This is a genomic window from Haliea sp. (genome assembly GCF_040222615.1).
GTDB lineage: Bacteria > Pseudomonadota > Gammaproteobacteria > Pseudomonadales > Halieaceae > Haliea.
This window is the reverse complement of the sequence record NZ_JAVKCQ010000140.1, coordinates 1-26,087: the sequence shown is the minus strand read 5'-3', so window position 1 is coordinate 26,087 and position 26,087 is coordinate 1. Positions and strand designations below refer to the sequence as shown.

At 64.2% G+C, this 26,087-nt stretch carries 32 protein-coding genes; 13 read left to right on the top strand and 19 right to left on the bottom strand.

Annotated features, from left to right (window positions below; all coding sequences use genetic code 11):
• Positions 1-21: 21 nt before the first annotated feature.
• Positions 22-2,559 carry a phosphomannomutase/phosphoglucomutase gene (locus tag RJQ10_RS11270; protein ID WP_350146606.1) on the bottom strand — a complete coding sequence of 846 codons (2,538 nt, stop codon included), beginning with the start codon at positions 2,557-2,559 and terminating at the stop codon, positions 22-24.
• Complete coding sequence (gene coaBC / locus RJQ10_RS11265) at positions 2,552-3,757, bottom strand: bifunctional phosphopantothenoylcysteine decarboxylase/phosphopantothenate--cysteine ligase CoaBC (RefSeq protein WP_350146604.1); 1,206 nt, start codon at positions 3,755-3,757, stop codon at positions 2,552-2,554. Before coaBC ends, RJQ10_RS11270 begins: the two co-directional genes overlap by 8 nt.
• Before the next feature lie 100 nt (positions 3,758-3,857).
• Between coaBC and radC the strand changes: the two genes are divergently transcribed.
• From radC to RJQ10_RS11240, 5 genes are all read left to right on the top strand, one after another.
• A complete protein-coding gene (gene radC / locus RJQ10_RS11260) occupies positions 3,858-4,532 on the top strand; it encodes a RadC family protein (protein ID WP_350146602.1) in 675 nt (224 codons plus the stop codon).
• 128 nt (positions 4,533-4,660) lie between these two features.
• A complete protein-coding gene (rpmB, locus tag RJQ10_RS11255) occupies positions 4,661-4,897 on the top strand; it encodes a 50S ribosomal protein L28 (protein WP_350146600.1) in 237 nt (78 codons plus the stop codon).
• A gap of 26 nt (positions 4,898-4,923) precedes the next feature.
• Complete coding sequence (rpmG, locus tag RJQ10_RS11250) at positions 4,924-5,079, top strand: 50S ribosomal protein L33 (RefSeq protein WP_027950179.1); 156 nt, start codon at positions 4,924-4,926, stop codon at positions 5,077-5,079.
• A 65-nt stretch (positions 5,080-5,144) separates the two neighbouring features.
• The gene (mutM, locus tag RJQ10_RS11245; protein WP_350146598.1) at positions 5,145-5,957 is read left to right on the top strand and encodes a bifunctional DNA-formamidopyrimidine glycosylase/DNA-(apurinic or apyrimidinic site) lyase; all 813 of its coding nucleotides are present in this window, start codon (positions 5,145-5,147) and stop codon (positions 5,955-5,957) included.
• 56 nt (positions 5,958-6,013) lie between these two features.
• Positions 6,014-6,403 carry a hypothetical protein gene (locus RJQ10_RS11240; protein WP_350146596.1) on the top strand — a complete coding sequence of 130 codons (390 nt, stop codon included), beginning with the start codon at positions 6,014-6,016 and terminating at the stop codon, positions 6,401-6,403.
• Here the strand turns inward: RJQ10_RS11240 and coaD are convergent.
• Both coaD and rsmD read right to left on the bottom strand, forming a co-directional pair.
• Entirely contained in the window at positions 6,400-6,882 is a 483-nt protein-coding gene (gene coaD / locus RJQ10_RS11235; protein ID WP_350146594.1) for a pantetheine-phosphate adenylyltransferase, read from the bottom strand. The two genes, RJQ10_RS11240 and coaD, sit on opposite strands and share 4 nt — an antisense overlap.
• A gap of 43 nt (positions 6,883-6,925) precedes the next feature.
• Positions 6,926-7,573, bottom strand: a complete 648-nt coding sequence (gene rsmD / locus RJQ10_RS11230; RefSeq protein WP_350146592.1) for a 16S rRNA (guanine(966)-N(2))-methyltransferase RsmD — start codon at positions 7,571-7,573, stop codon at positions 6,926-6,928.
• 74 nt (positions 7,574-7,647) lie between these two features.
• On the opposite strand from rsmD, the gene ftsY reads away from it, so the two are divergent.
• The 6 genes from ftsY (at position 7,648) to trmB (ending at position 12,567) form a co-directional block, all read left to right on the top strand.
• Positions 7,648-8,814 carry a signal recognition particle-docking protein FtsY gene (ftsY, locus tag RJQ10_RS11225; RefSeq protein ID WP_502880235.1) on the top strand — a complete coding sequence of 389 codons (1,167 nt, stop codon included), beginning with the start codon at positions 7,648-7,650 and terminating at the stop codon, positions 8,812-8,814.
• Positions 8,811-9,473: a cell division ATP-binding protein FtsE gene (gene ftsE, locus RJQ10_RS11220; protein ID WP_350146588.1), complete on the top strand. Its 663-nt coding sequence runs from the start codon at positions 8,811-8,813 to the stop codon at positions 9,471-9,473. Before ftsY ends, ftsE begins: the two co-directional genes overlap by 4 nt.
• Positions 9,470-10,444 (top strand): permease-like cell division protein FtsX, encoded by a 975-nt coding sequence (ftsX, locus tag RJQ10_RS11215; RefSeq protein WP_350146587.1) that lies wholly within the window; start codon positions 9,470-9,472, stop codon positions 10,442-10,444. The genes ftsE and ftsX overlap by 4 nt, the downstream gene beginning before the upstream one ends.
• A 132-nt stretch (positions 10,445-10,576) precedes the next feature.
• On the top strand, positions 10,577-11,431 hold the full coding sequence (gene rpoH, locus RJQ10_RS11210) for an RNA polymerase sigma factor RpoH (RefSeq protein WP_350146586.1): 855 nt from the start codon (positions 10,577-10,579) through the stop codon (positions 11,429-11,431).
• Between the two features lie 71 nt (positions 11,432-11,502).
• Positions 11,503-11,880: a DUF423 domain-containing protein gene (locus RJQ10_RS11205; protein ID WP_350146585.1), complete on the top strand. Its 378-nt coding sequence runs from the start codon at positions 11,503-11,505 to the stop codon at positions 11,878-11,880.
• 3 nt (positions 11,881-11,883) lie between these two features.
• Positions 11,884-12,567 carry a tRNA (guanosine(46)-N7)-methyltransferase TrmB gene (trmB, locus tag RJQ10_RS11200; protein WP_350146584.1) on the top strand — a complete coding sequence of 228 codons (684 nt, stop codon included), beginning with the start codon at positions 11,884-11,886 and terminating at the stop codon, positions 12,565-12,567.
• Between the two features lie 106 nt (positions 12,568-12,673).
• Here trmB and hemW read toward each other — a convergent pair whose 3' ends face one another.
• From hemW to RJQ10_RS11160, 8 genes are all read right to left on the bottom strand, one after another.
• Positions 12,674-13,819, bottom strand: coding sequence for a radical SAM family heme chaperone HemW (gene hemW, locus RJQ10_RS11195; RefSeq protein WP_350146583.1), 1,146 nt, complete (start codon positions 13,817-13,819; stop codon positions 12,674-12,676).
• Positions 13,819-14,448 (bottom strand): RdgB/HAM1 family non-canonical purine NTP pyrophosphatase, encoded by a 630-nt coding sequence (rdgB, locus tag RJQ10_RS11190; protein ID WP_350146582.1) that lies wholly within the window; start codon positions 14,446-14,448, stop codon positions 13,819-13,821. The genes hemW and rdgB overlap by 1 nt, the downstream gene beginning before the upstream one ends.
• 5 nt (positions 14,449-14,453) lie before the next feature.
• On the bottom strand, positions 14,454-14,888 hold the full coding sequence (locus RJQ10_RS11185) for a DUF4426 domain-containing protein (RefSeq protein WP_350146581.1): 435 nt from the start codon (positions 14,886-14,888) through the stop codon (positions 14,454-14,456).
• 7 nt (positions 14,889-14,895) lie between these two features.
• Positions 14,896-15,486, bottom strand: coding sequence for a methionine biosynthesis protein MetW (gene metW, locus RJQ10_RS11180; RefSeq protein WP_350146580.1), 591 nt, complete (start codon positions 15,484-15,486; stop codon positions 14,896-14,898).
• A complete protein-coding gene (metX, locus tag RJQ10_RS11175; RefSeq protein ID WP_350146579.1) occupies positions 15,486-16,643 on the bottom strand; it encodes a homoserine O-succinyltransferase MetX in 1,158 nt (385 codons plus the stop codon). Before metX ends, metW begins: the two co-directional genes overlap by 1 nt.
• The gene (locus RJQ10_RS11170) at positions 16,633-17,220 is read right to left on the bottom strand and encodes a YggT family protein (RefSeq protein ID WP_350146577.1); all 588 of its coding nucleotides are present in this window, start codon (positions 17,218-17,220) and stop codon (positions 16,633-16,635) included. Before RJQ10_RS11170 ends, metX begins: the two co-directional genes overlap by 11 nt.
• Positions 17,217-18,050 (bottom strand): pyrroline-5-carboxylate reductase, encoded by an 834-nt coding sequence (proC, locus tag RJQ10_RS11165; protein WP_350146575.1) that lies wholly within the window; start codon positions 18,048-18,050, stop codon positions 17,217-17,219. The genes RJQ10_RS11170 and proC overlap by 4 nt, the downstream gene beginning before the upstream one ends.
• A gap of 65 nt (positions 18,051-18,115) precedes the next feature.
• Positions 18,116-18,820 carry a YggS family pyridoxal phosphate-dependent enzyme gene (locus tag RJQ10_RS11160; RefSeq protein ID WP_350146573.1) on the bottom strand — a complete coding sequence of 235 codons (705 nt, stop codon included), beginning with the start codon at positions 18,818-18,820 and terminating at the stop codon, positions 18,116-18,118.
• Between the two features lie 122 nt (positions 18,821-18,942).
• Between RJQ10_RS11160 and RJQ10_RS11155 the strand changes: the two genes are divergently transcribed.
• Positions 18,943-19,977 (top strand): type IV pilus twitching motility protein PilT, encoded by a 1,035-nt coding sequence (locus RJQ10_RS11155; RefSeq protein WP_350146571.1) that lies wholly within the window; start codon positions 18,943-18,945, stop codon positions 19,975-19,977.
• A gap of 23 nt (positions 19,978-20,000) precedes the next feature.
• On the top strand, positions 20,001-21,149 hold the full coding sequence (locus RJQ10_RS11150) for a PilT/PilU family type 4a pilus ATPase (RefSeq protein ID WP_350146570.1): 1,149 nt from the start codon (positions 20,001-20,003) through the stop codon (positions 21,147-21,149).
• 46 nt (positions 21,150-21,195) lie between these two features.
• Here the strand turns inward: RJQ10_RS11150 and ruvX are convergent, their stop codons facing one another.
• From ruvX to RJQ10_RS11115, 7 genes are all read right to left on the bottom strand, one after another.
• Positions 21,196-21,663 (bottom strand): Holliday junction resolvase RuvX, encoded by a 468-nt coding sequence (gene ruvX, locus RJQ10_RS11145; RefSeq protein ID WP_350146568.1) that lies wholly within the window; start codon positions 21,661-21,663, stop codon positions 21,196-21,198.
• Positions 21,656-22,246, bottom strand: coding sequence for a YqgE/AlgH family protein (locus tag RJQ10_RS11140; protein ID WP_350146566.1), 591 nt, complete (start codon positions 22,244-22,246; stop codon positions 21,656-21,658). The genes ruvX and RJQ10_RS11140 overlap by 8 nt, the downstream gene beginning before the upstream one ends.
• 47 nt (positions 22,247-22,293) lie before the next feature.
• Complete coding sequence (locus tag RJQ10_RS11135) at positions 22,294-23,145, bottom strand: energy transducer TonB (protein ID WP_350146564.1); 852 nt, start codon at positions 23,143-23,145, stop codon at positions 22,294-22,296.
• An 8-nt stretch (positions 23,146-23,153) separates the two neighbouring features.
• A complete protein-coding gene (gene gshB / locus RJQ10_RS11130; protein ID WP_350146562.1) occupies positions 23,154-24,107 on the bottom strand; it encodes a glutathione synthase in 954 nt (317 codons plus the stop codon).
• Positions 24,108-24,191: 84 nt separating this feature from the next.
• Positions 24,192-24,929: a 16S rRNA (uracil(1498)-N(3))-methyltransferase gene (locus tag RJQ10_RS11125; protein WP_350146560.1), complete on the bottom strand. Its 738-nt coding sequence runs from the start codon at positions 24,927-24,929 to the stop codon at positions 24,192-24,194.
• A gap of 9 nt (positions 24,930-24,938) precedes the next feature.
• Positions 24,939-25,766, bottom strand: coding sequence for a methylenetetrahydrofolate reductase [NAD(P)H] (gene metF, locus RJQ10_RS11120; RefSeq protein WP_350146558.1), 828 nt, complete (start codon positions 25,764-25,766; stop codon positions 24,939-24,941).
• A 7-nt stretch (positions 25,767-25,773) separates the two neighbouring features.
• Positions 25,774-26,087, bottom strand: a 314-nt coding sequence (locus RJQ10_RS11115; RefSeq protein WP_350146556.1) for an adenosylhomocysteinase, incomplete at its 5' end; no start/stop codon positions are given.

Genomic DNA, 26,087 nt, shown 5'->3' with positions numbered 1-26,087 from the left:
CTTGCGCCCGGGTAAATGAGATCAGTCGGGGATTTCGAGGCCCGGGGCAATCGCCGCGAGCTGGACCCGGAAAGTGTCCATGATAAGTTGCAACTGCTCGGGTGAGGAGGCCTCAAACCGTGCGGTCAGTGCGGGGGAGGTATTGGAAGCCCGTATCAGGCCCCAGCCGTCACTGAAATCGACCCGCAAGCCGTCCAGGGTGTTGGTCTTGCCCTCGGGGAAACTGGCGTTCTCGATGAATTTTTCTATCAGTGCGAACTTGGTCGCCTCGGGCACTGGAATCAGGATCTCGGGCGTATTGGCAGTTTGCGGGAACACACTCATCAACTGATCCAGGGAGTCGCCCTGGTTACTGATGATTTCCACCAGTCTGGCCGCTGCGTACAGGCCGTCGTCAAACCCGTACCAGCGCTCGCCGAAAAATATATGCCCGGAAAACTCGCCGCCCAACAGGGCGCCGGTCTCCACCATTTTTTCTTTCATGAAGGCGTGCCCGGTTTTCGACAGGACCGGGCGGCCGCCGTGGTCTACCACCAACCGGGACAGATTGCGGCTGCACTTGATGTCGAAGACGACATCAGTTCCCGGATGTCGGGAGACGACGTCCTGCACATAGAGCATCATCAGCTGGTCTGTACGCAGTATCTGACCGGAGCTGGTGACCACCGCCAGCCGGTCACCATCGCCGTCGAAAGCGATGCCCAGATCGGCTTTCTCGCGCACGACTGTGGTTACCAGGGCGCCGAGGTTGTCTTCCCTGCTGGTATCGGGCGAGCGGTTGGGAAAGTCACCGTCGATATCGCAAAACAGCGGCACAACCTCGCAGCCCAACTCGGAGAAGAGGCGCGGCGCCAGCTCGCTGGTAGCGCCGTTGCCGGCGTCAATCACAAGTTTCAGGGGCAGGGTCAGGGCGATGTCTCCGACCACTTCATCCAGATAGTCGGGCAGCGGGTCCGCCTGGGACAGGCTGCCCTGGCCCTCGCTGAAATCTCCCGCCAGCGCTCTCTCCCGGATTTGCTGTATCAGGCCACCGGCGACACTGTAGTGGTCAAGGACGATCTTGAGCCCGTTGTCTGCGGCCGGGTTGTGGCTGCCGGTAACCATGATGCCGGAATGTTTGGTCAGTTTGCGGGTGGCATAGTACAGCAGTGGTGTCGGGACTACGCCGATGTCTATTACCCGACATCCGGTATCCAGCAGGGCGTGGATCAAGGCCCGCTTGATACGTGGACTGGACGTGCGGCCGTCGCAGCCCACCACCAGGGTATCCTGATTCATCCCGGTCACGAGGCTGCCTATGGCGCTGCCGATCAGGCCTATGGCGGTGTCGCCCAGCTCGCTGTCGGCCTTCCCGCGGATGTCATAGGCCCGGAAAATATGCTGTGGAAGGAGCTCTGCAGTCACTGGCTCCGCGCTTTCCTCTCCCAGTTCCAGCTCCAGGCTCTCCTCGTCTTCAGAGGCCTCGGAGTCCAGAATGGTGTCGCGCTGGAACAGGGGGTTGGTCAGGTGGTGGCCGGTGAGTACGGCGGGAGGTGTGGGTCTGGCGTCATCGTTTGCGGGGGCGGTAGTCTGCCCGGCCAGCAGGCCGCGCAGGTGTTGTCCCAGGGGTACCAGATGGGGAATATCCAGATGCAGGCGTGTTTTCAGGCCGGCGCTGTCGATGATCCGGGCCACGTCGCGGCCGACCAGTCGCGGCAGCCACAGAATCACAGTGAGCAGCCCGGCGCAAACGCCCCCCAGCATTACGCCGAGCACCAGCAACAGCGGCAGCCGGCTTGCGTCGAGTTCTGCCACCAGGGTGTCCGAGGGGGTGAAAGATACTTGCCAGGCAGTGTCCGGGACTGCCTGCACGGCGCGGTAGGGCAGGCCGTCTGTACCGCTCTGGCCAGTGCGCAGGAGCTCGCTGCGATTATTGCCGAACATTTGTTCCAGAACCACTGCCCCGAGGTCATCTTTGCCGGTCTGCAGGTGCGCGATCAGCCCCTGCTGGCGCAGCGTGCAGAGGACCGCGGTGCGGCTTTCGCCTCTTGTCCGGTTGGGGGCGAGGAACGCCACGACAGTGAACTGTTCCCCGTCAATAGTGTAGGCCTCGGGTCTTCCGCCCTCGCCGGTGGCAGCCCTGCGCACCAGATCGACCTCGATATGGTTGCGCAGACCGTAGTTTCCCTCGCCAAGGGTGGCGGTGCCCACGTCTGTCAGCGGTATCAGCCTCAGCTCGGAAAACTCGGGAAAATAGGGCAGCAGGGTCGCGGCGAGTGCTTCCGGATCGGCGCCTTCGCCCAGTTGCCGCTGCCAGGACGTCGCCCGGGCTGCCTGCTGCAGCCTGAGATCCAGGTCCTGGAGCAGGGTAGAGAGACTGGTCGCCTGTTGCCTGGCCACCATGGCGCTGATGGTCTGGATGTGCCTGCTCTCCAGCTGCGGTTCCCGAAGCAGGGCCAGATAGCCAAACCCGGCCAGCAGGGGCGCCAGCGCCAGGAGCAGCGCTATGGCTGTAATCCTGAACAGCGTGCTTTTGCCGGCGATTACCCCGCGGCTGTTGTGCGGATCCCGGTCAGTCACGAGCGGTACCCAGCCGTTCTGCGATCAGTGCGACCAGCTCCCGGGCTATGGCCGCCTTGCTCGCCCGGGCCAGTTCCCGGTGGCCTTCCGCCCAGAGCACCGTCACCGCGTTGTTGTCGCTATTGAAGCCAATGCTGCTGTCGGAAACGTCATTGGCGACTATCATGTCCACTCCCTTGCTCTCCAGCTTGCCTTTTGCGTAGGCAATGATGTTGCTTGTTTCTGCGGCAAATCCCACGGTGAACGGCGCGTCGGCGCTGGCGCTCACTGTGGCGAGAATATCCGGGTTGCGCTGCAGTTCCAGGGTGATGCGTTCGGCCCCCTTCTTTATTTTCTCCCCGGCCACGGCGGCCGGACGATAATCGGCGACCGCGGCGCAGGCAATGAAAACATCACAGCTCGGCACCAGACCCAGGCATTCCCGCAGCATGTCCTCCGCGCTTTGCACGTTGACCCGGTGTACATGATCCGGCGTCGGCAGCTGCACCGGGCCGCTCACCAGGGTGGTCAGGGCGCCGGCATCCGCCGCGGCTCGCGCCAGGGCGAAGCCCATCTTTCCCGAGCTGTGGTTGGACAGGTAGCGGACGGGATCGAGCGCCTCACGGGTGGGCCCCGCCGTGATCACCACGCGTTTGCCCGCCAGCAGGCCGCTGCTGAACAGGTCCGCTGCGGCCCGGGCAATGGCTGCGGGCTGCTCCATGCGCCCGGGGCCGACGTCGCCGCAGGCCTGCTCGCCATCGGCGGGGCCGATTATGTGGAAACCCCGCTCGGCGAGCACGCTGACATTGGCGGTCGTCGCCGGGTCGCGCCACATCTGCTGGTTCATTGCCGGTGCGAGCAGCCTGGGTGCCGCGGTGGCGAGGGCAACGGTGGTGAGAAGGTCGTCGGCGCGGCCCGCTGCAAGCCGGGCCAGCAGGTCTGCGGTCGCCGGGGCCACAAGCAACAGATCGGCCCAGCGGGCGAGCTCAATATGACCCATGCCCAGTTCCGCCTCGGTATCCAGCAGTTCGGTGTGTACCGGCCTGCCGGACAGGGCCTGCAGGGTCAGGGGAGTAATGAACTCGCGGGCGCCGCGGGTCATGATCACCCGTACATCGGCCCCCAGTTCCTTGAGCTGGCGCACCAGTTCCGCAGCCTTGTAGGCGGCGATGCCGCCGCTGACGCCGAGCACAACATTGCGATTGAAAAGATGTGCCACTGCGGCCACCGAACTGGGACAATGAGTTTGAGAGATAGAGACAATACCATCACGTCAGGGGTTTTGACACAGCACAGGCATTGCCAGGGAGGGTGAGCCGATGTCAATCAGGCACTGGGGCGCCGGCGAGGGTCCGCGGGAAAAATTGCTGCAGCGGGGGGCGGTATCGTTGTCCGATGCGGAGGTATTGGCGGTGATGCTGCGTACCGGGCGCCGCGGCCATACGGCGCTGGATATGGCCCGGGAACTGCTGCTGCGCTTCGGCAGTCTATCGGGGCTGCTGGCGGCGGGGCAGGAAACGCTGCTGGGCAGCCCGGGAATGGGAGCCGGCAAGGTCGCGCAGCTGGCAGCGGCCCTGGAGCTGGCCCGGCGGCATGCGCTGGAAGAGGCCAGGGCCGGCAGCGCCCTGTGCAGCCCGCGGGAAACGCGGCGCTTCCTGCAACATCATCTGGGCGGCCAGCAGCGGGAAGTGTTTACCTGCCTGTTTCTGGACAATCAGCACCGGATCATCCGCTGCGAAGATCTGTTCTACGGCACCCTCGACGGCGCCGCCGTGTATCCGCGCGAAGTGGCGGTGCGGGCGCTGCAGTATCACGCCGCGGCAGTCATTCTGGCGCACAACCATCCCTCCGGGGTGGCCGAGCCCAGCCAGGCTGACCGGCGTATCACCGAGCGGCTGCAGTCCGCACTGGGGCTGCTCGACATCCGGGTACTGGACCATGTGATTATCGGCCGCGGGCAGAGCTATTCCTTCGCCGAGAGCGGCTTGCTATAGGCCCCGCTTTTGCTTGCGAAGCGGGTTGCCTTCTGGTATAAAGTCGCGCTCCGCGCGGCCGGGGTACCATTTCAGACCCGTTTGGCCACACCAATTTTACAAGTCCCGTGGTAATGGGAGAGGCGAACATGGCAAGAGTATGTCAGGTAACCGGCAAGCGTCCGGTCACCGGTAACAATGTATCACACGCGAAAAACCGCACCCGTCGTCGTTTTTTGCCCAATCTGCATCACCACCGGTTCTGGGTTGAGTCCGAGAAGCGCTTCGTGTCCCTGCGGGTTTCCAGCAAGGGCATGCGCATTATCGACAAGAAGGGCATCGACCAGGTGCTGAGCGATATCCGCGCCAATGGCATCAAGGTCTGAGCTGTCAGAGCTGAAGGAGAGAAACCATGAGAGACAAGATCAGAATGATTTCGTCAGCCGGTACAGGCCACTTCTATACCACTGACAAGAACAAGCGCACCACCCCGGACAAGCTGGAAATGAAGAAGTACGATCCTGTGGTTCGCAAGCATGTCATGTACAAGGAAGGCAAGATCAAGTAATCGATCAGTGTCTTCGGTACTCGTCAAACCCCGGCCCAGGTCGGGGTTTTTTGTGGGCTGCGCTGATGCCTGAACTACCTGAGGTAGAGACCACGCGCCGCGGTGTCGAGCCATGGAGCCGGGGCCAGCGAGTGGTTGCGGTGCAGGTGCGGGAGCCACGCTTGCGCTGGCCGGTGCCGCCCGACCTGGCCCTGCGGCTGCAGGGGCAGTTGATCGAGGCCGTGGAGCGGCGGGCGAAATATCTCCTGTTCCGCACCGCGGCCGGCAGCCTGCTGGTCCATCTCGGCATGTCGGGCTCTCTGCGGGTCATCCGCGATGGCAGCCCGCTGCTGCGCCACGACCACGTCGAAATCCTGCTCGCCAGCGGCGACCGCCTGCGCCTCAACGACCCTCGCCGCTTCGGCTGTATGCTGTGGCTGGAGCCGGGTGCCTCGCACCCCCTGCTGGAGAGCCTGGGTCCTGAACCCCTGTCATCCGATTTCAGTGGTGAGCTGCTGTACCGGCGCTCCCGCGGTCGCCGCGGACCGGTCAAGTCCTTCCTGATGGATGGTCACATCGTCGTGGGGGTTGGTAATATTTACGCCAATGAAGCCCTGTTCCTGGCGGGAATTCGCCCTGACCGCCCGGCGGGACGCATCGGCCGGGCTCGCTACGAGCGCTTGGCTGAGTGTGTTAAGCAAGTGCTTACTTCCGCTATAATCCAGGGCGGCACTACGTTGCGTGACTTTGTTGGTGGAGATGGCAAGCCTGGCTACTTCGCCCAGCAACTGTTTGTATACGGCCGTGGTGGGGAGGGCTGCAAGCGCTGCGACCGGCCTTTGCGCGAGTGCCGGCTGGGGCAGCGAGCTACCGTCTATTGCGTGGCCTGTCAGCGCTGAACAGGCTAAACTGCAGGCGTAGCCGTTTGGGGTCGGGTTCTTTCCGGGAGTGGAAAATGAAAAAAAGCAGTGTAAGCCGTCGTCTCGCATCCATCACACTTGTGGCCGCCATGGTCGCGGCACCGTCGCTGTCGGCCCAGACCGCGGTCGACGAAAGCCCCTCGACGGGAGCCATGGTTGGCGATCTGTTGCTGGCGCGTCCCATTGGCCTGGTCATGACCGTGGGCGGAACTGCCGCCTGGATAGTCAGCCTTCCCTTTACGCTGATGGCCGGCCATGCCGGCGAGGCCGCCGAGACGCTTATGGTCGGTCCGGCGGAAACCACGTTCCTGAGGTGCCTGGGTTGCCGCGAGACCGGCTACACCAACAAGGATATTGAGCGCTACCGCGAGCGGAACAAGCAGTCCGCTGACGCGCAGTCCGCCGACGCGCAGTCCGCCGACTAGCTGAACCTGGCCTGCAGGGCCCGGGCCACCGGCTCGGGCACGAAAGGCGTGATATCACCGCGCAGCGCCGCAATTTCCCTGACCAGGGACGAAGAGATATAGGACAGGTGTTCCGAGGGCGTCAGGAAAACGCTCTCGAACTCCGGATCCATTGCCCGGTTCATGTTCGCCAGCTGGAATTCATACTCGAAATCCGCCACCGCGCGCAGGCCGCGCAGCACACAGCGTGAGCCCTGGCTTTTGGCAAATTCGATCAGCAGATTGCTGAAACCCACCACCTCCACATTGTCCAGGTGTTGCAGGGATGCCTTGCACAACTCCACCCGTTGCTCCAGGGAGAACAGGGGGGTTTTCTTTTCGCTGTGGGCGATGGACACCACGACCTTGCCAAACAGGCGGGCCGCCCGCTCGGTGAGATCAACGTGACCGTTGGTGATCGGGTCGAAGGTGCCCGGGTAGATGACCGTGTGCGTGCGCATTGTGCCGTCCGGCGTCAGGGTTCGAGCTGCGGATGGTAAACACTCACTGATTCCGGTGCAAATGCCCCTCTGCCGCAGTCTGCGGTCCAGCGTCTGCCGGGCAGCGGTAGAGGCGATAGTTGACCGCGCCGGCGGTCTTGTCCCGGTGCAACTGCCAGGCTTCCGGCAGCGCCGGCAGGCTGTCCCCGCTACCGGTTTCGATATAGATACTGGCTCCCCCTGCCAGTAATCCCCGGCTTTGCAGCAGTTCGCAGGCGGGTGCCACCAACCCCTGGCCGAAAGGCGGATCGATAAAAACGATATCCCAGGGCTTGTCGGCCCGGGCCAGGAAATCGCTGGCCCGGGCCGCATGGCAGGAGCCCGCCGTTGTCGCCTCCAGAGTCTGCAGGTGACGCCTGATCTGCGCAAGGCTGCCGGGATTGCTGTCGACGAAATCACACTGTGCCGCGCCCCGGGACAGGGCTTCCAGGCCCAGCGCGCCGGACCCGCTGAACAGATCCAGGCACCGCGCCTCGCGAATGTCGGCGGCAAGCCAGTTGAACAGGGTTTCGCGCACCCGGTCCGGCGTGGGACGCAGGCCTTCGGCGGCGGTAAAGCGCAGCTTTCTCCCGCGCCAGCGCCCGCCGATGATGCGCAGCAGGCCGGCCACCGTGGGCGGGTCCTGTGGTCGCCGCCTGCTCCTCCCCGTCATTTCGCCGCTCCGCCCAAGAGTGATAGGATACGCCATCCCGCGGATGCCCTCCGGCAAACTCTAACACGAGACTCATGAAGTTTTTCAAACGCAACAGGAAGTTACCCGGACAGCCTGAGACTGCCGTTGATGCGGCGACCGGAACTGACGTGGCCGAAGGGGCTGCCGAGGCCGGAGAGCTGGCGGCGGAGTCTTCGCCGGTGTCGCCCCCGGTGCCCGCCGCGGAAGCCATGGTGCCCGCGCCTGGCGACGACCGGGCACCCTCGGTAACCGAACCCGCCGCGCGCCCGGTCGCTGCCACCGAGGCAGGTTTCTTTGCCCGCCTGCGTCGCGGTCTGGGGCGTACCAGTGACACCCTGGTCCAGGGTCTGGGCACGCTGTTCCTGGGCCGCAAGGAAATCGATGCAGACCTGCTGGAGGAGCTGGAGTCGCGGCTGTTGCTGGCAGATGTAGGCGTCGATGCCACGGTGGAGATTATCGATCGCCTCACCCGGCGGGTGTCGCGCAAGGAGCTGACCAGTCCGGATGCCCTGCAGCGGGCGTTGCAGGAGGAGCTGCTGGAAGTCCTGCGCCCCTGCGAGGAGCCGTTGCAAGTGGCGGGCAAGAAGCCCTTTGTAATCCTGATGGTTGGCGTCAACGGTGTCGGCAAGACAACCACCATCGGCAAGCTGGCGCGTCGCTACCAGGCCGAGGGCCGCTCGGTGATGCTGGCGGCGGGGGACACCTTCCGCGCCGCGGCGGTGGAGCAGTTGCAGGTCTGGGGCCAGCGCCACCAGGTGCCGGTAATCGCCCAGCACTCGGGGGCCGACAGTGCCTCGGTGATCTACGATGCCCTGCAGGCCGCCCAGGCCCGCAACGTCGACGTCCTGATCGCGGATACCGCCGGCCGACTGCACAACAAGGACCACCTGATGGAGGAGCTGCGCAAGGTGGTCCGGGTCATGGGCAAGCTGGACCCGGAGGCTCCGCATGAAGTCATGCTGGTGCTGGATGCGGGTACCGGTCAGAACGCCCTGGCCCAGGCCAGCCAGTTCCAGCAGGTGGTGGGTGTTACCGGGCTGACCCTGACCAAGCTCGATGGTACGGCCAAGGGCGGGATCATCTTCGCCATTGCCCGCAAGCTGGGCTTGCCAATCCGCTTTATCGGTGTCGGCGAGACTGCCGATGACCTGCGGCCGTTTGCGGCGGAGCCCTTTATTGAAGCCTTGTTTGCTGGTGCAGGTACCGATCCCGAACCATGATCACTTTTGACCGTGTCAGCAAACGCTACGCGGAGGGCCACGAGGCCCTGAGTGAAGTCAGCGTCGAGATCGGCCAGAACGAGCTGGTGTTCCTCACCGGGCACTCGGGCGCGGGCAAGAGCACCCTGCTGCGCCTGATCATGCTGATTGAGCGCCCCAGTCGCGGCCAGGTGATTGTCGACGGTCAGAACCTGGCCCGGGTCGGTAACCGGGGTATTCCCGCCCACCGCCGCAACATCGGTGTCGTGTTCCAGAACCACCAGCTCCTGTTTGATCGCTCGGTCTACCACAACGTGGCGCTGCCACTGGTGATTGCCGGCTACGATCAGCGCGAGGTCGGGCGCCGGGTGCGGGCGGCCCTGGACAAGGTGGGTTTGCTGGCGAAGGAGCGAGCCCTGCCCATCACACTATCGGGCGGCGAGCAGCAGCGCGTGGGTATTGCCCGGGCGGTGGTGGCGCGGCCCCGCATCCTGCTGGCTGATGAACCTACCGGCAACCTTGACCCGGCGCTGTCGGCGGAGATCATGCAACTGTTTGAGGCATTCAACCAGGTGGGTGTTACCGTGCTGATCGCCAGTCATGACCTGGCCCTGATTTCCCGCCTGCATCACCGCATCCTGACCCTGCGCGACGGGCGCCTGGTGAGTAACCGCGCATGAGTGCGCTTGAGAGCAGGTCGCGGCGGGACGGCGCCAGCACCAGCCGTGCGCGGATTCGCCACCGTTTCAACGGCTGGTTGACCCATCATCGTCTGTCGGCTGCCGAAAGCCTGGCCCGGGTGCTGGACAACCCTGTGTCCAGCCTGCTCACCTGGCTGGTGATAGGAATAGCCCTGGCCTTGCCCGCGGCCCTGGATGTCGCTCTCGACAACGCCCGCAAGCTCAGTGACAAGTGGGACAGTCCCGCCCAGTTGTCGCTGTTCCTGACGGCGACCGCCAGCGCCGACGAGGCCAGGGAGTTGCATCGGGAGCTGCAGCAGAGGCCGGATATTGCGGCCGTGGTATTTGTTTCCCGGGAGGAGGCACTGGCGGAGTTCAGCCTGCTTTCCGGATTTGCGGATGTGCTCGACAGCCTGGACAACAATCCGCTGCCCGACCTGCTGTTGGTGACGCCGGCCCCCGGAGCCGGCCCGGTGGCGGCGCTGCACCGGGAACTGTCGGCGGACCCGCGGGTTGCAGAAGCCGTTCTGGACATGGCCTGGCTGGAGCGGCTCAATACCCTCATGGAACTGAGTCGGCGCATGGTGCTCGCATTGGGCGGGGTGCTGGTGGCGGGCGTGGTCCTGATTCTCGGCAATACCATCCGCCTCGCCATTGAGAGCCGGCGCGAAGAAATCGTCGTGGTCAAGCTGGTGGGTGGCAGCAACGGCTTTGTCCGCCGACCCTTCCTCTATACCGGGCTCTGGTACGGGGTTGGGGGAGGATTTTTTGCGGCCCTGCTGGTTGCCGCCGCGCTGTGGTTCCTGGGCGAGCCGGTGGCGCGTCTGGCGGAGCTCTATCAAAGCAGTTTCGAGCTGGGAGGGCTGGGGGTCATGGGCAGCCTCAACCTCGTGGTGCTGGGGGGACTGCTCGGTCTGGCGGGTGCCTGGCTGGCCGTTTCCCGTCATCTGGGGCGAATTGCTCCCCGTTGAGCATGTCTGTCAACCCGTTGTTATTAAAGACAAATACTCAGGGGCTCGGGGTTTTTCAGGGAACTTTCCCGCGATTAGCACTCTAATGGAATGAGTGCTAGAATCGGCCTCATTGAACATGGAGAATCTCGCATGAGCAAAACCCTGTTGCCGGTCGACCAGATGGTCCCGGGCGCCAATCTTGCGGCCTATGTCCAGGCGGTAAGCAGCATTCCGCTGCTGACCCCCGAGCGCGAGAGAGAGCTGGCAGAGGATCTGTACTACAACGACAATGTCGAAGCAGCCCGGCAACTGGTCATGTCCCACCTGCGTTTTGTGGTGCACATCGCCCGCAGCTATTCCGGCTATGGGCTGGCGGAGGCGGACCTCATTCAGGAGGGCAATGTTGGCCTGATGAAGGCGGTGAAGCGGTTCAACCCCGAGAAGGGTGTGCGCCTGGTTTCTTTCGCCGTGCACTGGATCAAAGCCGAGATGCACGAATTTATCCTGCGCAACTGGCGCATCGTCAAGATCGCCACTACCAAGGCCCAGCGCAAGCTGTTCTTCAACCTGCGCAGTGCCAAGAAAAGCCTGGCCTGGCTGAGCGCGGAAGAGGCGCAGGCCGTGGCCAATGACCTCGGTGTCGATATAGCCGAAGTCCAGCGCATGGAAGGCCGGCTGAGCAGCCGCGATGTCGCCTTCGACTCACCCCTGGACCAGGATGACGACGATGCCTGGCAGGCGCCCCAGTACTATCTGGAAGACCAGCGCAGTGATCCGGCCCTGGCGGTTGAATCCGACGACTGGCAGGAAAACAGCGAAGAGCAGCTGTATGTCGCGCTGGCGGACCTGGATGAGCGCAGCCGCGATATCCTCGCCCAGCGCTGGCTGGCGGAAGAGAAGGCCACGCTGCACGAGCTGGCGGCGAAGTACGAGGTCTCGGCCGAGCGTATCCGCCAGCTGGAGCAGAACGCGATGAAAAAGCTGCGCACCGCTATCGTCGCCTGATAGTCGTCCTGCGGGAGCGCCGCTGGCGTTTTGCGTTACACTGGCGCTCCCGTTGCCGCCGGATACCTGACATGGCCCAGTTCTTTATTGCCAGCGCCGCCATCAGTGGCGCCCTCGCCGTCGCTTTTGGCGCCTTTGGCGCCCACGCCCTCAAGAACCGCCTGGACACCTATGCCCTTGGCGTCTACGAAACGGCAGTCCAGTATCACTTCTACCATTCCCTGGCGTTGCTGGCGGTCGGCATCCTGGCGCTCAACTATCCCCACGTGAACCTGCTGCGCAACAGTGGCTGGCTGTTTCTGCTGGGCCTGGTGGTGTTCTCTGGAAGCCTGTACCTGCTAAGTTTCAGCGGCCTGCGCTGGTTGGGTGCGATAACGCCGCTGGGCGGCCTGGCTTTTATTGCCGGCTGGGGTTGCCTGGCCGCCGCATCCTGGAAACTGCTTCCCTGAACCATGGCTGATACCCCGCACCGTCCCATCCGCAGCTATGTCCTGCGCATGGGCCGCCTCACCGATGGCCAGCAGCGTGCCTTTGATGAATATTGGCCGCGCTTCGGCCTTGCCCACAGTGATGGCTCCCTGGACTATCCTGCAGTGTTCGGCCGTGATGCCCCGAGGGTGCTGGAGATTGGTTTCGGCATGGGGCAGTCCCTGGTCGCCATGGCCGCGGCGGCGCCCGGCACCGACTTTATTGGCATCGAGGTGCACCGTCCCGGTGTCGGCAAGTTGTTACACAGCATGGCGGAGCAGGGCGTGGACAATATCCGCATCTACTGCCACGACGCGGTCGAGGTACTGCGCGACTGCATCCCGCCGGCCTCCCTGGATACGATCCAGATATTCTTTCCCGACCCCTGGCACAAGAAGCGCCATCACAAGCGGCGTCTGATCCAGTCGGCTTTTGCCGCACAGCTGGTTGCCTACCTGAAGCCGGGTGGCATCCTGCACCTCGCAACCGACTGGGAAAATTACGCGGAGCAAATGCTGGAGGTGGTGTCGGCGACGCCGGGGCTGGAGAATACCGCCGGTGGCGGCAACTTTGCACCCAGGCCCGATTCCCGGCCCCTGACCAAGTTTGAACAGCGCGGCGAGCGCCTCGGTCACGGCGTCTGGGACCTGCTGTTCCGCCGCATGTAGGTGCGGCCGGCCAGGTGCGGCCGGCCAGGTGCGGCCGGCCAGGTGCGGCCGGCCAGGTGCGGCCGGCGAGGTGCGGCCGGCGAGGTGCGGCCGGCCAGGTGCCCGGCTAGACCAGGAATTCCGCAACCACCGAATCGAGAAAACGCCGCCCCAGCTCGGTGGCGCGTATGTGCTCTTTCTCCTGCAGCAGGAGCCCGCGTGCGAGAAGCGAGTCCAGGGCTGGTTGGAGAGTGTCCGTGGCCAGACCCGTACGCGCGGTGTAGTCGGCCAGGTGAAAGCCCGCGTTCAGCCGCAGGGCGTTGAGCATGAATTCCCCGGGCAGGTCCCGCGCCTGCAGCCACTGCGGTTGCACCTGCATCTCCGTCGCTGCCGCAGCCATATAGGCATCGGGCTGGCGGCGTTTGGCATAGCGCAGGATACGGCCGTCCGTAAGGCTCACCTTGCCGTGGGCGCCGGCGCCGATGCCCAGGTAATCACCAAACTCCCAATAGTTGAGGTTGTGGCGACACTGCTGGCCGGGCGCAGCCCAGGCAGAAACTTCATACTGCCGCAGTTCCGTACCCGCCAACAGCGCCTCGCCCGCATCCTGGATATCTGCCAGCGCATCTTCCACCGGCAGTAGCGGCGGCTGTTTGTGAAAGACCGTGTTCCGCTCGATGGTGAGTTGGTACCAGGAGAGGTGGCCGGTACCGTAGCTGGTGGCGGTGGCGAGATCTGCCAGCGCCAGCCCGGCATCCTGCTGCGGCAGGCCGTGCATGAGGTCCAGGTTGATGCGCTGGAAACCGGCACTCCGGGCGGCGGCAATCGCTGCATGTGCCTGGTCGCCATTGTGCACTCGCCCCAGCGCCTGCAGCTGGGCTTCCTGGAAGGACTGGACGCCGATGGACAGGCGGTTGATACCCGCGGCCCGGAAGCCTGCGAACTTCTCCGCCTCGGCGCTGCCCGGGTTGGCCTCCATGGTGGCTTCCAGATTGGCCGCCAGGGGTATCCGGGCGGCGATCCCCGCCATCAGCCGCGTAATACCGCCGGCGCTGAACAGGCTGGGGGTGCCGCCACCGATAAACAGGGTGGCTATGCTGCGTCCCCGGGCGTGGTGGGCGTCCTCGGTCAGGTCAGCCAGCAGGCTGTCGATGTAGGCCTGCTCCGGAATGACGCTGGCCTCGTGGGAGTTGAAATCACAGTAGGGGCACTTGCGCTCGCACCAGGGCAGGTGGATGTACAGCCCCAGCGGGGGCAATTGCAGTTCAGGCATCAGCTGCCCGGGGGGGATTCGGCGCTGTGCAGGGAGCCCTGCAGTGCCTGTTCCAGCTGGGCGCAGGCGATCGCCCGATGACTGACGCGGTTCTTGGTGCGCGGCGCCAGTTCGGCTGCGCTGCAATTGAAGGCGGCAACATGGAACAGCGGGTCGTAGCCAAAGCCGCCGCTGCCCGCGGGCTGCTCGAGGATATGACCCTCCCAGCTGCCCTGACAGATGACCGGTGTGGGGTCCAGGGCGTGGCGCATGAACACCAGTACGCATTGATAGCGGGCACTGCGCCCGGCTTTGGGTACGCCGGACAGGGCGGCCAGCAACTTGCGGTTATTGGCCTCGTCGCCGCCCTCGGCATAGCGCGCGGAGCGAATCCCCGGGGCACCCTGGAGGAAATCGACTTCCAGTCCGGAATCGTCGGCCACTGCCGGCAGCCCGGTGTGCTGCGCCGCGGCCCTGGCCTTGAGGATGGCATTTTCGACAAAGGTCAGGCCGGTTTCCTCAACCTCCGGGACTCCGAATTCCGATTGTGCCCGCAGCTGCAGGCCCAGTGGCTCCAGGATACGTGCCAGCTCCGCCAGTTTGCCGCGGTTACCGCTGGCGAGGACGACGGTCTGCAGGGGAGTGCTCACGCTGATCAATGCTCGTACAGCTGGTGCTTGAGCTCAAAGCGGAAGGTCTCATCTGCTCCCTCCGGCCGGAAGTCGATGGTAAAAAAGCGCCACTCCTCGTTGATGAAACGGAATTCGGCAATGTAGTAGATGGCCTCGCCCTCCCGAACCTCCTGGAACTCCAGTGCCTGCGCGGTGATCAGGTCGCGGGTGCTGCCCTGCAGCAGCATGCCGCGTGGCTCGGTGGTGCCAGCAACGTGTTCGCGCACAGCCAGGTTAAGGATAGCGCGGTTTTTGCCGCGGACAATGCCGTAGCTGGACGCCACCCGCGGCTCGAGAAACGTCGTGTTGACCACGCTGTAGTGCAGCTCATAGGGCCCGAAGCGCTCGGACTGCTGGGCTGCCGCGCCAAGGGCGATGCAGAGGAATAGCGCCGGAATGAAGCGTAGGTAGCGGATCATGGTCACCTCAACGGCTGATCAGGTAGATGGCGGTGATCGCGAACAGGTTGGGCCAGGCGCTGGCCAGCAGAGGCGTGCGCTCGGTGTTGCCCACCATGTCCCGGGCCAGGATGCGAATGCCACGCTCCGCGCACAGTGCCTCAAAATCCCGCACCGTGCAAAAGTGGATATTGGGCGTGTCATACCAAGTATAGGGCATGAAGCGGGATACCGGCATGCGCCCGCGAGTCCCCAGGTAAAGACGGCAACTCCAGTGGGCAAAATTGGGAAAGGTGACTATGCCCTGGCGACCTATGCGCAGCATTTCCTCCAGCACCCGGTCCGGGAAGTGCACGGCCTGCAGGGCGTGAGCCATGACCACGGTGTCGAAGCTCTGGTCGGGGAAGCTGTCCAGCCCCGCGTCCATGTCCTGTTCAACAATATTCAGGCCGCGGGCGACGGCCGCGGTGATCTTGTCCGGATCGATTTCCAGCCCCAGGCCGCGGACGTCGCGCTGCTGCTGCAGCCGCTGCAGGAACTCGCCGTCGCCGCAGCCCAGGTCCAGCACCTTTGACCCGGGCTCGATCCAGCGCTGGATGTGGGTAAGATCAAGACGCATCAGCTGCTCTCCCGTACGCGCTGCATATACGCGGCGAACAACTGCAGGTAGCGGGGAATGGGCATCAGAAACGCATCGTGACCTTCCTCAGCCTCGATTTCCGCATAGGTCACCGGACGGTCGGCGGCGATCAGCGCGTCGACGATTTCCCGGGAGCGCTGCGGCGAGAAACGCCAGTCCGTGGAAAAGGACAGCACCAGGAAACTGCACTGGGCCCGGCGGAACGCTGCTACCGGGTCGTCATCGTACTCCCGCGCCAGATCGAAATAATCCAGGGCACGGGTCATGAGGATATAGGTGTTGGCGTCGAAGCTGCCGGAGAACTGGCTGCCCTGGTAGCGCAGGTAACTCTGGACCTGGAATTCGGCGCCTGTCTCATCCCCCAGTTCCAGAGTCCCGGAGCGCAGGTCGCGACCGAATTTGTTGGCCATGGCATCGTCCGACAGGTAGGTGATGTGCCCGACCATGCGTGCGAGCGCCAGCCCCTGTGTCGGCAGCGTGTTCTGCGCCAGGTAGTGGCCGCCGGCGAAGCCCGGATCGGACTGTATCGCCTGCCGCGCAATCTCATTGAAGGCAATGTTCTGGGCACTCAGGCGCAGTGCGGAAGCGATGACCACACTGTGGCGCAAACGCTGCGGATAGAGCAGTGCCCAGCGCATGGCCTGCATGCCGCCCAGGCTGCCGCCCACTACGGCGGCCCAGCAGTCTATACCGAGATAGTCTGCCAGCCGGGCCTGGCTGTGTACCCAGTCCCGCACCCGCAGCGAGGGGAAGTCCGGACCCCAGGGCTGGCCTGTCTCCGGGTTGACGGTAACCGGGCCCGTTGAGCCATGGCAGCCGCCCAGGTTGTTCAGGCTGACGACGAAGAAGTGATTGGTATCTATCGGTTTGCCGGGGCCGATACACTCGTCCCACCAGCCCGGTTTGCGATCCCCGGCGCTGTGGTAGCCCGCGGCGTGATGGTGGCCGGACAGGGCGTGGCACACCAGTACCGCGTTGGAGCGCCGGGCGTTCAGCTCGCCATAGGTCTCGTAGACCAGTTCATAGTCGGTGAGAACCCGGCCGCAGGCCAGGGTTAGCGGCTCCGTGAAGTGCGCGCGCTGGGGCGCGACGATACCGACGCTGGCAGGGTTCACGTTGTCGGGGTCAAAGTCCAATCACCAGCGCTGGGTGCAGGCCCACGCCTGCCGCCATGTGGCGCAGTGCAATCTGGATGATATTGATCAGGATGAAGACCAGGATGGGGGAAAAATCGAGCCCGCCCATGTTGGGCAACATCCTGCGAAAAGGCGCCATAACCGGCTCCGTAAGCTGGAACAGCAGCAGCAGGGCGGGGTGGCGACTGGCGGGCGCCACCCAGCTGAGGATAATCATCGCCAGCAGGGCGAAGAAATAGATATTGACCACCAGTCCCACCAGGCCGAGCACCGACCATACCACCAGCAGGACAACATTGGGCGGCCCCACGCCGTTGAGCGCCAGCAGCACTACGATGGCCGTCATTTGCAGTGCCAGCGCCAGCAGCAGGGTGGCCAGGTCCAGTCCACCGAGGCTGGGTACGACCCGGCGCAGGGGCAGCACCAGCGGATTGGTCAGACGGGCAAGAAACTGGCTGAGTGGATTGTAGAAGTCTGCCCGCACCAGCTGCAGCAGGAGGCGCAGTACCATGGCCAGCAGAGCCAGGGTCAGCAGGGTCTGGGCCAGGTAGGCAAGAATCTCGGTGATCGCGTTCACGCTTTATTGCCCTCCTGGTCCGCACCCATTTCCGCCGCCCGCTGCCGGGCCGCTGCCATGGCGTGCGCCACCAGGTCCCGCAAACCCTCATGCTCAAAGCACTGCACCGCGCTCTCCGTGGTACCGCCGGGGCTGGTCACGCGGCGCCGCAGCTCGACCAGGTCGACATCGCTCTCGGTGGCCATGCGCGCCGCACCCAGCGCAGTCTGGGTGGTCATGGCGGTTGCACAGTCGCGGGACAGGCCCATGGCACAGCCGGCGTTGATCATGGCCTCCATGAACAGGAAGAAGTAGGCGGGGCCGCTGCCGGACAGGGCGGTGACGGCGTCCAGCTGGCTTTCTTCCGGCACCCACTCGATCAGCCCAACGGCGCCCAGGATGGTGCTGGCCAGTTCCCGTTGCACGGGGCTGACATTGGCATTGGCGTACAACGCGGTGGCACCGACTCCGAGCAGCGCCGGGGTGTTGGGCATGCAGCGAACAACGGCTGTGCCGGTGCCCAGGCCGTGTTCCAGGGCGGTGATGGTGGTGCCGGCCGCAATGGAAATCACCAGCGCGCCCCTAGCTGCGACAGGTTCGACAATGCTGGCCATGGCCGCAGCCATCATCTGTGGCTTTACCGCAAGGATGACTACATCGGCGTCAGCGCAGGCTGCGGCATTGTCCGCAAACGTCGCTATAGCGCCCAGCTGGCGCAGTTTCTGCAGGCTTGCCGCGGTGGGATCAGAAGCGCGCAGAGCAGGTGCCGGATGACCGCTTTCCAGCAGGCCCCCGATGATGCTGGAGGCCATGTTGCCGGCGCCGATAAAGCTGATAACTGCTGTGTCCAAAGGTAATTTCCCGTTGGCTGGAGGTCAGGGCAGTGGCGCAGTATACACGCCCGAAGGCGGCAAAATCACCCGCCTGCGGGAGCGCTCCGCGGGCCGAAAATGTCGGTACCGACACGAACAATGGTGGCCCCCTCGGCGACGGCCGCCTCCAGATCGCCGGACATGCCCATGGAGAGTGTGTCCAGGCCAGGATTCTCTTGCTGCAGACTCGCCAGCGCCTCCCGCAGCGCGGCAAAGGGCCGGCGCTGCTGCGCCGGGTCCGGACTGGCAGCGGGAATGGCCATCAATCCGCGCAGACGCAGGCGGGGTAGCTGCGCGACCTCCCGCGCCAGGGCCGGGAGATCCGCCAGACTGACGCCGGATTTGCTGGCCTCGTCCGAGATATTCACCTGCAGGCAGACCTGCAGGTCCGGCAGCTCTGGTGGCCGCTGTTCGCTCAGGCGCCTGGCCACCTTGAGCCGGTCGATGCTGTGCACCCACTGGAAGTGGGTGGCGATGGGCCGGGTCTTGTTCGACTGGATGGGCCCGATGAAGTGCCAGCACAGGTCCAGGTCGGTCAATGCGGCTATCTTGTCCAGCGCCTCCTGCAGGTAATTCTCGCCGAAATCCCGCAGCCCCAGTGCCGCTGCACGGCGCACATCGTCCGCCGGCCTGGTCTTGCTAACGGCCAGAACCCGGACACTGTCCGCCTTGCGCTGGCTTTTTTCCGCGCCGAGTCGTACTCTTTCGAGCAGCCTGTTGATATTGTGCCTGAGCCTGTCGTCATCCATGTGGTAGATGGTAGCGGATTCCGGCTGTGGCAGGCGAGATGAAAAACATGTGGCTGCTGCGTGAGCCTGCGTCGGCAGCCGGAACCGGCGGGATTGCCGGGCTGGCCCCAGGGAGCGAATTGGTGGACATTACAGAACTTCTCGCGTTCAGCGCGAAGCAGGGCGCGTCAGACTTGCACTTGTCAGCGGGTTTGCCGCCGATGATCCGTGTCGATGGCGATGTGCGTCGCATCAATCTGCCGCCCATGGATCACAAGCAGGTCCACGACCTGATCTACGACATCATGAACGACAAGCAGCGCAAGGACTACGAGGAGTTCATGGAGACCGACTTCTCCTTTGAAGTTCCGGGTGTCGCGCGCTTCCGGGTCAACGCCTTCAACCAGAACCGCGGTGCGGGCGGTGTTTTCCGTACCATTCCCTCCAAGGTACTGACCATGGAAGACCTCGGCATGGGCCAGGTTTTCCGTGATATCTGCATGATGCCGCGCGGTCTGGTGCTGGTCACCGGGCCTACCGGCTCGGGCAAGTCCACCACCCTGGCGGCGATGGTCGACCACATCAACGACAACAAGTACGAGCACATCCTCACCATCGAGGACCCTATCGAGTTCGTGCACGAAAGCAAGAAATGCCTGGTCAACCAGCGCGAAGTGCACCGGGATACCCTGGGTTTTGCCGAGGCCCTGCGCTCGGCCCTGCGCGAGGATCCGGACATCATCCTGGTGGGCGAGATGCGCGACCTCGAGACCATTCGCCTGGCGCTCACTGCGGCGGAAACCGGACACCTCGTGTTTGGTACCCTGCACACCACCTCGGCGGCGAAAACCATCGACCGGGTGGTGGATGTATTCCCCGCCGCGGAAAAGGCCATGGTGCGCTCCATGCTGTCGGAGTCCCTGCAGGCGGTCGTTTCCCAGACCCTGCTCAAACGCGCCACTGGCGGCCGGGTGGCGGCTCACGAGATCATGCGCGGCACGTCGGCCATTCGCAACCTGATCCGGGAAGATAAAGTGGCGCAAATGTATTCCGCTATCCAGACCGGCCAGGCGCTGGGCATGCAAACCATGGATCAGTGCCTGAAGGAGCTGGTGGACAAACGGGTCATTTCCCGGGATATCGCCCGCGAGAAAGCGCGAATGCCGGAAAACTTCTAGTCCGACGTCGGGAGGAGCAGCCCATGAGGATCGAGGAACTACTGCAACGCATCGTCAAGGAGGGCGCTTCCGACGGCTTTATCTCTGCCGGCGCTGCCCCGTGCATCAAGGTGGATGGGCAGATCTATCCCATCAGCGACACCAAACTCACCGATGAACAGACACGGGAAATCGTCCTCTCGACCATGAGCGAGAAGCAGAAGGAGGAGTTCCTCAGCACCTTCGAGTGCAACTTCGCCCTCGCCAGCGAAGGCCTGGGCCGCTTTCGGGCCAGTGCGCTGGTGGAACGGGGTCGCGTCGGGATGGTATTGCGGCGAATTGAAACCCGCATCCCGGATGTCGATGAGTTGGGCTTGCCAGTAATCATCAGGGACCTGGCCATGACCAAGCGGGGGCTGGTCATTTTTGTCGGCGCCACGGGTACCGGCAAGACCACCTCACTGGCGGCAATGGTGGGCCACCGCAACCGCAACAGCCGCGGCCATATCATCAGTATCGAGGATCCGATCGAATTCATTCACGAGCACGGCAACTGCCTGGTCACCCAGCGCGAGGTTGGCATCGACACCGAGACATTCGATGTGGCGCTGAAGAATACCCTGCGCCAGGCACCGGATGTCATCCTGATCGGGGAGGTGCGTTCGGCAGATACCATGGCCCAGGCGCTGACCTTCGCCGAAACCGGTCACCTGTGCCTGTGCACCCTGCACGCCAACAATGCCAACCAGGCTCTCGATCGCATCCAGAGCTTCTTTCCGGCCAGCATGCACTCCCAGGTCTGGATGGACCTGTCACTCAACCTGAAGGCAATGGTGGCGCAGCAGCTGCTGCCGCGCAAGGACGGCAAGGGCCGGGTTCCCGTGGTGGAAGTGCTGCTCAATACGCCGCTGGTGCAGGAGTATATCCGCAAAGGCGAAGTGCACCTGATAAAGGAGGTAATGTCCAAGTCGACCGAGCTGGGCATGCAGACCCTGGACCAGTCCCTGGTGGAGGCCTACAAAAAGAACTACATCAGCCTGGACGATGCCATCCGCTACGCCGATTCAGCCAACGATGTCCGGCTGATGATAAAGCTGTTCGAGAAGGGCCGTGCGACCACCGACGATACACCGGACTTCGGCTTTGAACAGCCCGACACCCGCGGCAACTTTGTAGGCCAGCGCAGGCCGTAGCATGAGGGTCGGGCCGCGCAGGTCGGGCCGCGCAGGTCGGGCCGCGTCAGGTCGGGCCGGACCGGGCTCCCGCATGTTCCCGCAGCCAGGTCTGCAGGATCAGCTCCGCCGCATAGCTGTCTATCGGGGCCGCCTTGTAATCACCGCGGTGTCCCCGTTCGCGCTGTTCCTGCTTCGCGGTATAGCTGCTGAGGCGTTCGTCGGTCATGGCCACCGGCAGGCCGAGCCTGCCGTGCAGTCGACGTCCAAACTTGCGCGCCCGGGTGGCCAGCTCGCTGACGCTGCCGTCCATGTTCAGGGGATCGCCGACCACCAGCAAGTCGGGTTGCCATTCGGCCACCAGCGCCGCCAGTGCCGACCAGTCCGGCACGCCATCTCTCGCCCGCAAAATGGCCAGGCTGCGGGTGGTACCCAGCAGAGTGTTGCCGACAGCGACGCCTATCTGTTTCAGGCCGTAGTCGAAGGCGAGCACAGTGGCGGGTTGCTGATGGTCCGGGGTTGGCGAGTCAGGCATGCCCCGCCTGGGCTGAAATCAGGTTCATGTCGATACCGAGGCCGGCCGCCGCCGCCGCGAGTCGGCGATGCCAGGGAGTGGCAAAGATGACCTCGCTGTCCGCGGGCAGGGTCAGCCAGCTGTTGTGGGACAGTTCTTCTTCCAGCTGGCCGGCGGACCACCCCGCGTAGCCGAGAGCGATCAGGTGCTCCGCCGGCCCGCTGCCGTCGGCAATCGCGCGCAGTATGTCGCGGGAGGTGGTGAGTGTAATCTCCCCGGTCACCTGCAGGCTGGCTTCCCAGTCGGTTGCGCTGTGGCGGTGCAGGACAAAACCGTGGTCGATCTGCACGGGCCCGCCAGCCAGCACCGGCTCGTCGCTGAAATCCCGGTTGGCCTCGATATCCAGGTGTTCGAAGATCTCCGCCACGGTCAAATCCAGGGGCTGGTTGATAATGATGCCCATGGCCCCGCTTTCACCGTGTTCGCAAATGTAGGTGATGCTCTGGGAGAATATTCCTTCGGACAGGCTTGGCATGGCCAGCAGGAAGTGATCACGCAGGCAATTGCCACTCTTGATTGCGCTGGTCGCGCCCCTGACAGACATCCTGTGTGTTGACCCTCATTTGCGGCGGGATAATGAATACCCCGCCTCTACCCCGAGCTTAGCTGGTTTTCCTCGAATTGCCACGTGCGGATAATCTCCAGCTTGTCGGTGGTGGCCCTGAGTTCGGCGGAAAACGGGGCAAATGGCGCCGCCATGCGAACGATCTTGATCGCCGCTTCATCCAATACCGCAAAGCCCGAGGAGGCCAGAACCTGAATGTCTTCGAGCTGCCCGTCGAAGTTGATCACCACCAGCAGGCGCAGGCTGCCGTAGATGCCATAGCGAATCGAGGCTTCCGGGTAATACTGGTTGCCCACGGCTTCAACGCGCCGCCGCCAGTCGTGCAGGTAGGCGGCATCCACAGCTTCCCGGGTGGACAGGGAGGTCAGCCGGCGTACCCGCGGCCGGTTGGAATAGTCCCGGGCCTGGTCATCCAGCGCCGCCTCGAGATAGGCCAGTTCCTCGGTCAGGCGCTCTGAATCGGGGTTCAGGCCAGGCGCGGGCGCGGCCTCCGGGACACTTTCCTGCTGGCTGGCCGGGAGCTGCCGCTGACTGTTGTGGCTGGTGACCGGCGTTGCGGTTTCCTGCTGCTCCCTGGCCAGCTCTACCGCCTGTTGCTGTTGGGCCAGTGACAGGGGTGCACTGTCGGTGCTGGTGACGCTGGTTTCTTCCGCCTGGTCGCCGCTGCCCTGCTGGTTGAACTGGGCCAGGTGGCTGGCGTCGTCGGGCGCGAGCTCAGTCCGGCGCTGGGCCAGGGTAATCTCCAGCTGCGGGGTATACTCAGGCTCGGCGCCGGGATCAAAGCCGAGACCCAGCACCAGAATGGCGTGCAGGGCCGCCGCCAGGAAAATGGCGATTCCCATGCCGTTGCCGGGGTCTGTGGCGATACCCTGCTGCATGCCGGGCCTCAGCGCGCCGCCAACTCCGCGGCAATGCAATCCATCAGCTGCGCACCGATGTCCACATTGTAGGCATTGTCGATCTCCCGGATCCCGGTGGGGCTGGTGACGTTGATCTCGGTGAGGTAGTCCCCGATCACGTCCAGACCGACAAAGTAGAGGCCGCGCTCGCGCAGGGCGGGACCGACCTGGGCTGCAATCCATTTGTCCCGGTCGGACAGGGGTTGGGCCCTGCCGGTGCCCCCGGCGGCCAGATTGCCGCGGGTTTCGCCAGCTATCGGTACCCGCGCGAGGCAGTAGGGCAGCGCTTCGCCGTTGATCATCAGGATGCGCTTGTCGCCCTCGACGATTTCGGGAATAAAGCGCTGGGCCATGATCGTGTGCCTGCCATGGCTGGTCAGGGTCTCGAGGATGACGTTGAGGTTGGGGTCGCCGGGCATGACCCGGAAGATGGAGGAGCCGCCCATCCCGTCCAGGGGTTTGAAGATGACGTCGCCGTGCTCGCTGTGAAAGGCCTTCAGGCGCGCCGGATCGCTGCTCACCAGCAGGGGCGGGCAGCACTGGGGAAACCGGGTGGCGAAGACCTTCTCGTTGCAGTCCCGCAGGCTCTGGCAGCGGTTGACGATCAAAGTGCCCTCAAGCTCGGCAGCCTCCAGCAGGTAGGTGAGATAAATGTACTCATTGTCGAAGGGCGGATCCTTGCGCATCAGGATCACATCCAGCTCCGCCAGGTCGCGCACATGTTCAGAGTCCAGCTGGAACCAGGATTCCGGGTCCCGGAACACGGTCAGGTGCGCCATACTGGCCCGGGCCTTGCCCTGCTCCAGGAACAGGTCCCCCGGTTCCATGTAGAAAAGCTGCCAGTCACGGGCCTGGGCAGCGAGTAGCATGGCCAGGGTGCTGTCTTTTTTGTACTGGATCCGCGAGATGGGATCCATGACTACGCCGATCTTGATCGTCATTGGTAGTTTCCGCAGGTCTTCAAGGATGGTTAAAGTACGCAATGGGCCGTTGCGGCGCAAGCGCCGCCCCGGCTCAAGGGAGGTTTAATCGAGGCTGCCCATGTCGCCCCAGCGTGCCTGCAGGATGGCCAGCGCCGCCAATGGGGCTGTCTCCGTGCGCAGGATCCGGGGGCCCAGCGCCAGTGACTCGAAACCGGCGGCCTCGGCGGCGGCAATCTCGGCCTCGCTGAGACCTCCCTCCGGCCCCACCAGCAGGTTGATGGAAGCCGGTAGCTCTGTTCCCCGGGGCGCCGTTGTGGCCCGATGGTGGAGCACGAACCGGCGCTCACCGTCTGCCCCCTGCAGCCACGGCGCCAGGGCGGCGGGCTCGTGCACAACGGGGAGGACACTGCGGCCGCACTGTTCGCAGGCACTGATCGCCACCTGCCGCCAGTGCAGTTGCTTGCGACCCTCCCGCTCCCCGCGCAGGCGTACCTCGGTGCGTTCGGTGTAGAGTGGGCTGATCGCTGCCACGCCCAGTTCCGTGGCCTTTTGCACCACCCAATCCATGCGCTCCCCGCGGGAAATGCCGATGCCCAGGTGGAGCCGCAACGGGGATTCCGCGACTCCGGGGATGGACTCCAGCACGGTCACCACGACCTGCCGCTTGTCTGCCGCGACTATCCTGGCCTGGTACTCGCAGGCACTGCCGTCGAACAGGCGCAGCGCGTCCCCCTGCCCCATGCGCAGCGCCCGGGCCAGGTGCTGGCTGGGACCCGGCTCCAGCGCCAGCTCGGCCCCCACCGCCAGCGCCTGCTCGGTAAAGATGCGCGGTATGCGCACGGCCTGTCCTCAGAGTCCCAGGTTGTCGCGGATCTGCCGGGTCGGCTCGATCTGGTTCATGGTGTAGAAGTGCAGCCCGGGCGCGCCGCTTTCCAGCAGGGTCTGGCACAGCTGGCTGACCACGTCGATGCCGAACTGGCGAATACTCTCCTGGTCCTTGCCGTAGCCTTCGATGCGCTGGCAGATCCAGCGCGGAATCTCGGCGCCACAGTTGCGGGAGAACCGCGCCAGGTTGGCGTAGTTGGTGATCGGCATGATGCCGGCGACGATGGGCTTGTCGATCCCGATCGCCGCGCACTGGTCGAGGAAGTAGAAGTACGATTCCACGTTGTAGAAATACTGGGTGATCGCGCTGTTGGCGCCGGCATCCAGCTTCCGCTTGAGGAACTTCAGGTCGCTGTCGTAGCTTTCGGCCTGGGGGTGTATCTCCGGGTACGCGGCCACCTCGATATGGAAGTGGTCGCCGGTCTGCTCCCGGACAAAGGCCACCAGCTCACTGGCGTAGACCAGCTGGCTGGCGCCGCCCATCCCCGAGGGCATATCGCCTCGCAGAGCCACCAGACGCCGGACTCCCATCTCACGATAGCGCTGCAGCAGGGCGGCGATGGTGTCGCGGTCATCGGCGCCGAAGCTCAGGTGCGGCGCGACGTCAATGCCGTGCGCGCACAGCGCTTCCACGATACCCAGCGTGCTGTCGCGGGTTGAGCCGCCGGCGCCGTAGGTCACGGAGAAGAACGCAGGGTTCAGCGCCTGCAGGGCGGGGGTGGTTTTCTCCAGCAGTGTGGCCCGACCTTCCGCTGTTTTTGGCGGGAAGTATTCAAAGCTGATGATGCTCATGTCATCCCTAGTATTTGTAGCTGTCGGGCTTGAAGGGGCCATCGACCTTGACGTTGATGTACTCCGCCTGTGCCTTGGTCAGTCTGGTCACCACACCGCCAAAACCTGCGACCATTTGCGCGGCCACTTCCTCGTCCAGTTTCTTCGGCAGGACCTCGACCCTCAGGGCCGCTGCCTTCATTTCCGGCTCCAGGCTGGCGAAGCGGCGCTCGTACAGGTAGATCTGCGCCAGTACCTGGTTGGCAAAGGAGCCGTCCATGATGCGCGAGGGGTGGCCGGTAGCATTGCCGAGGTTCACCAGGCGACCCTCGGAGAGCAGGA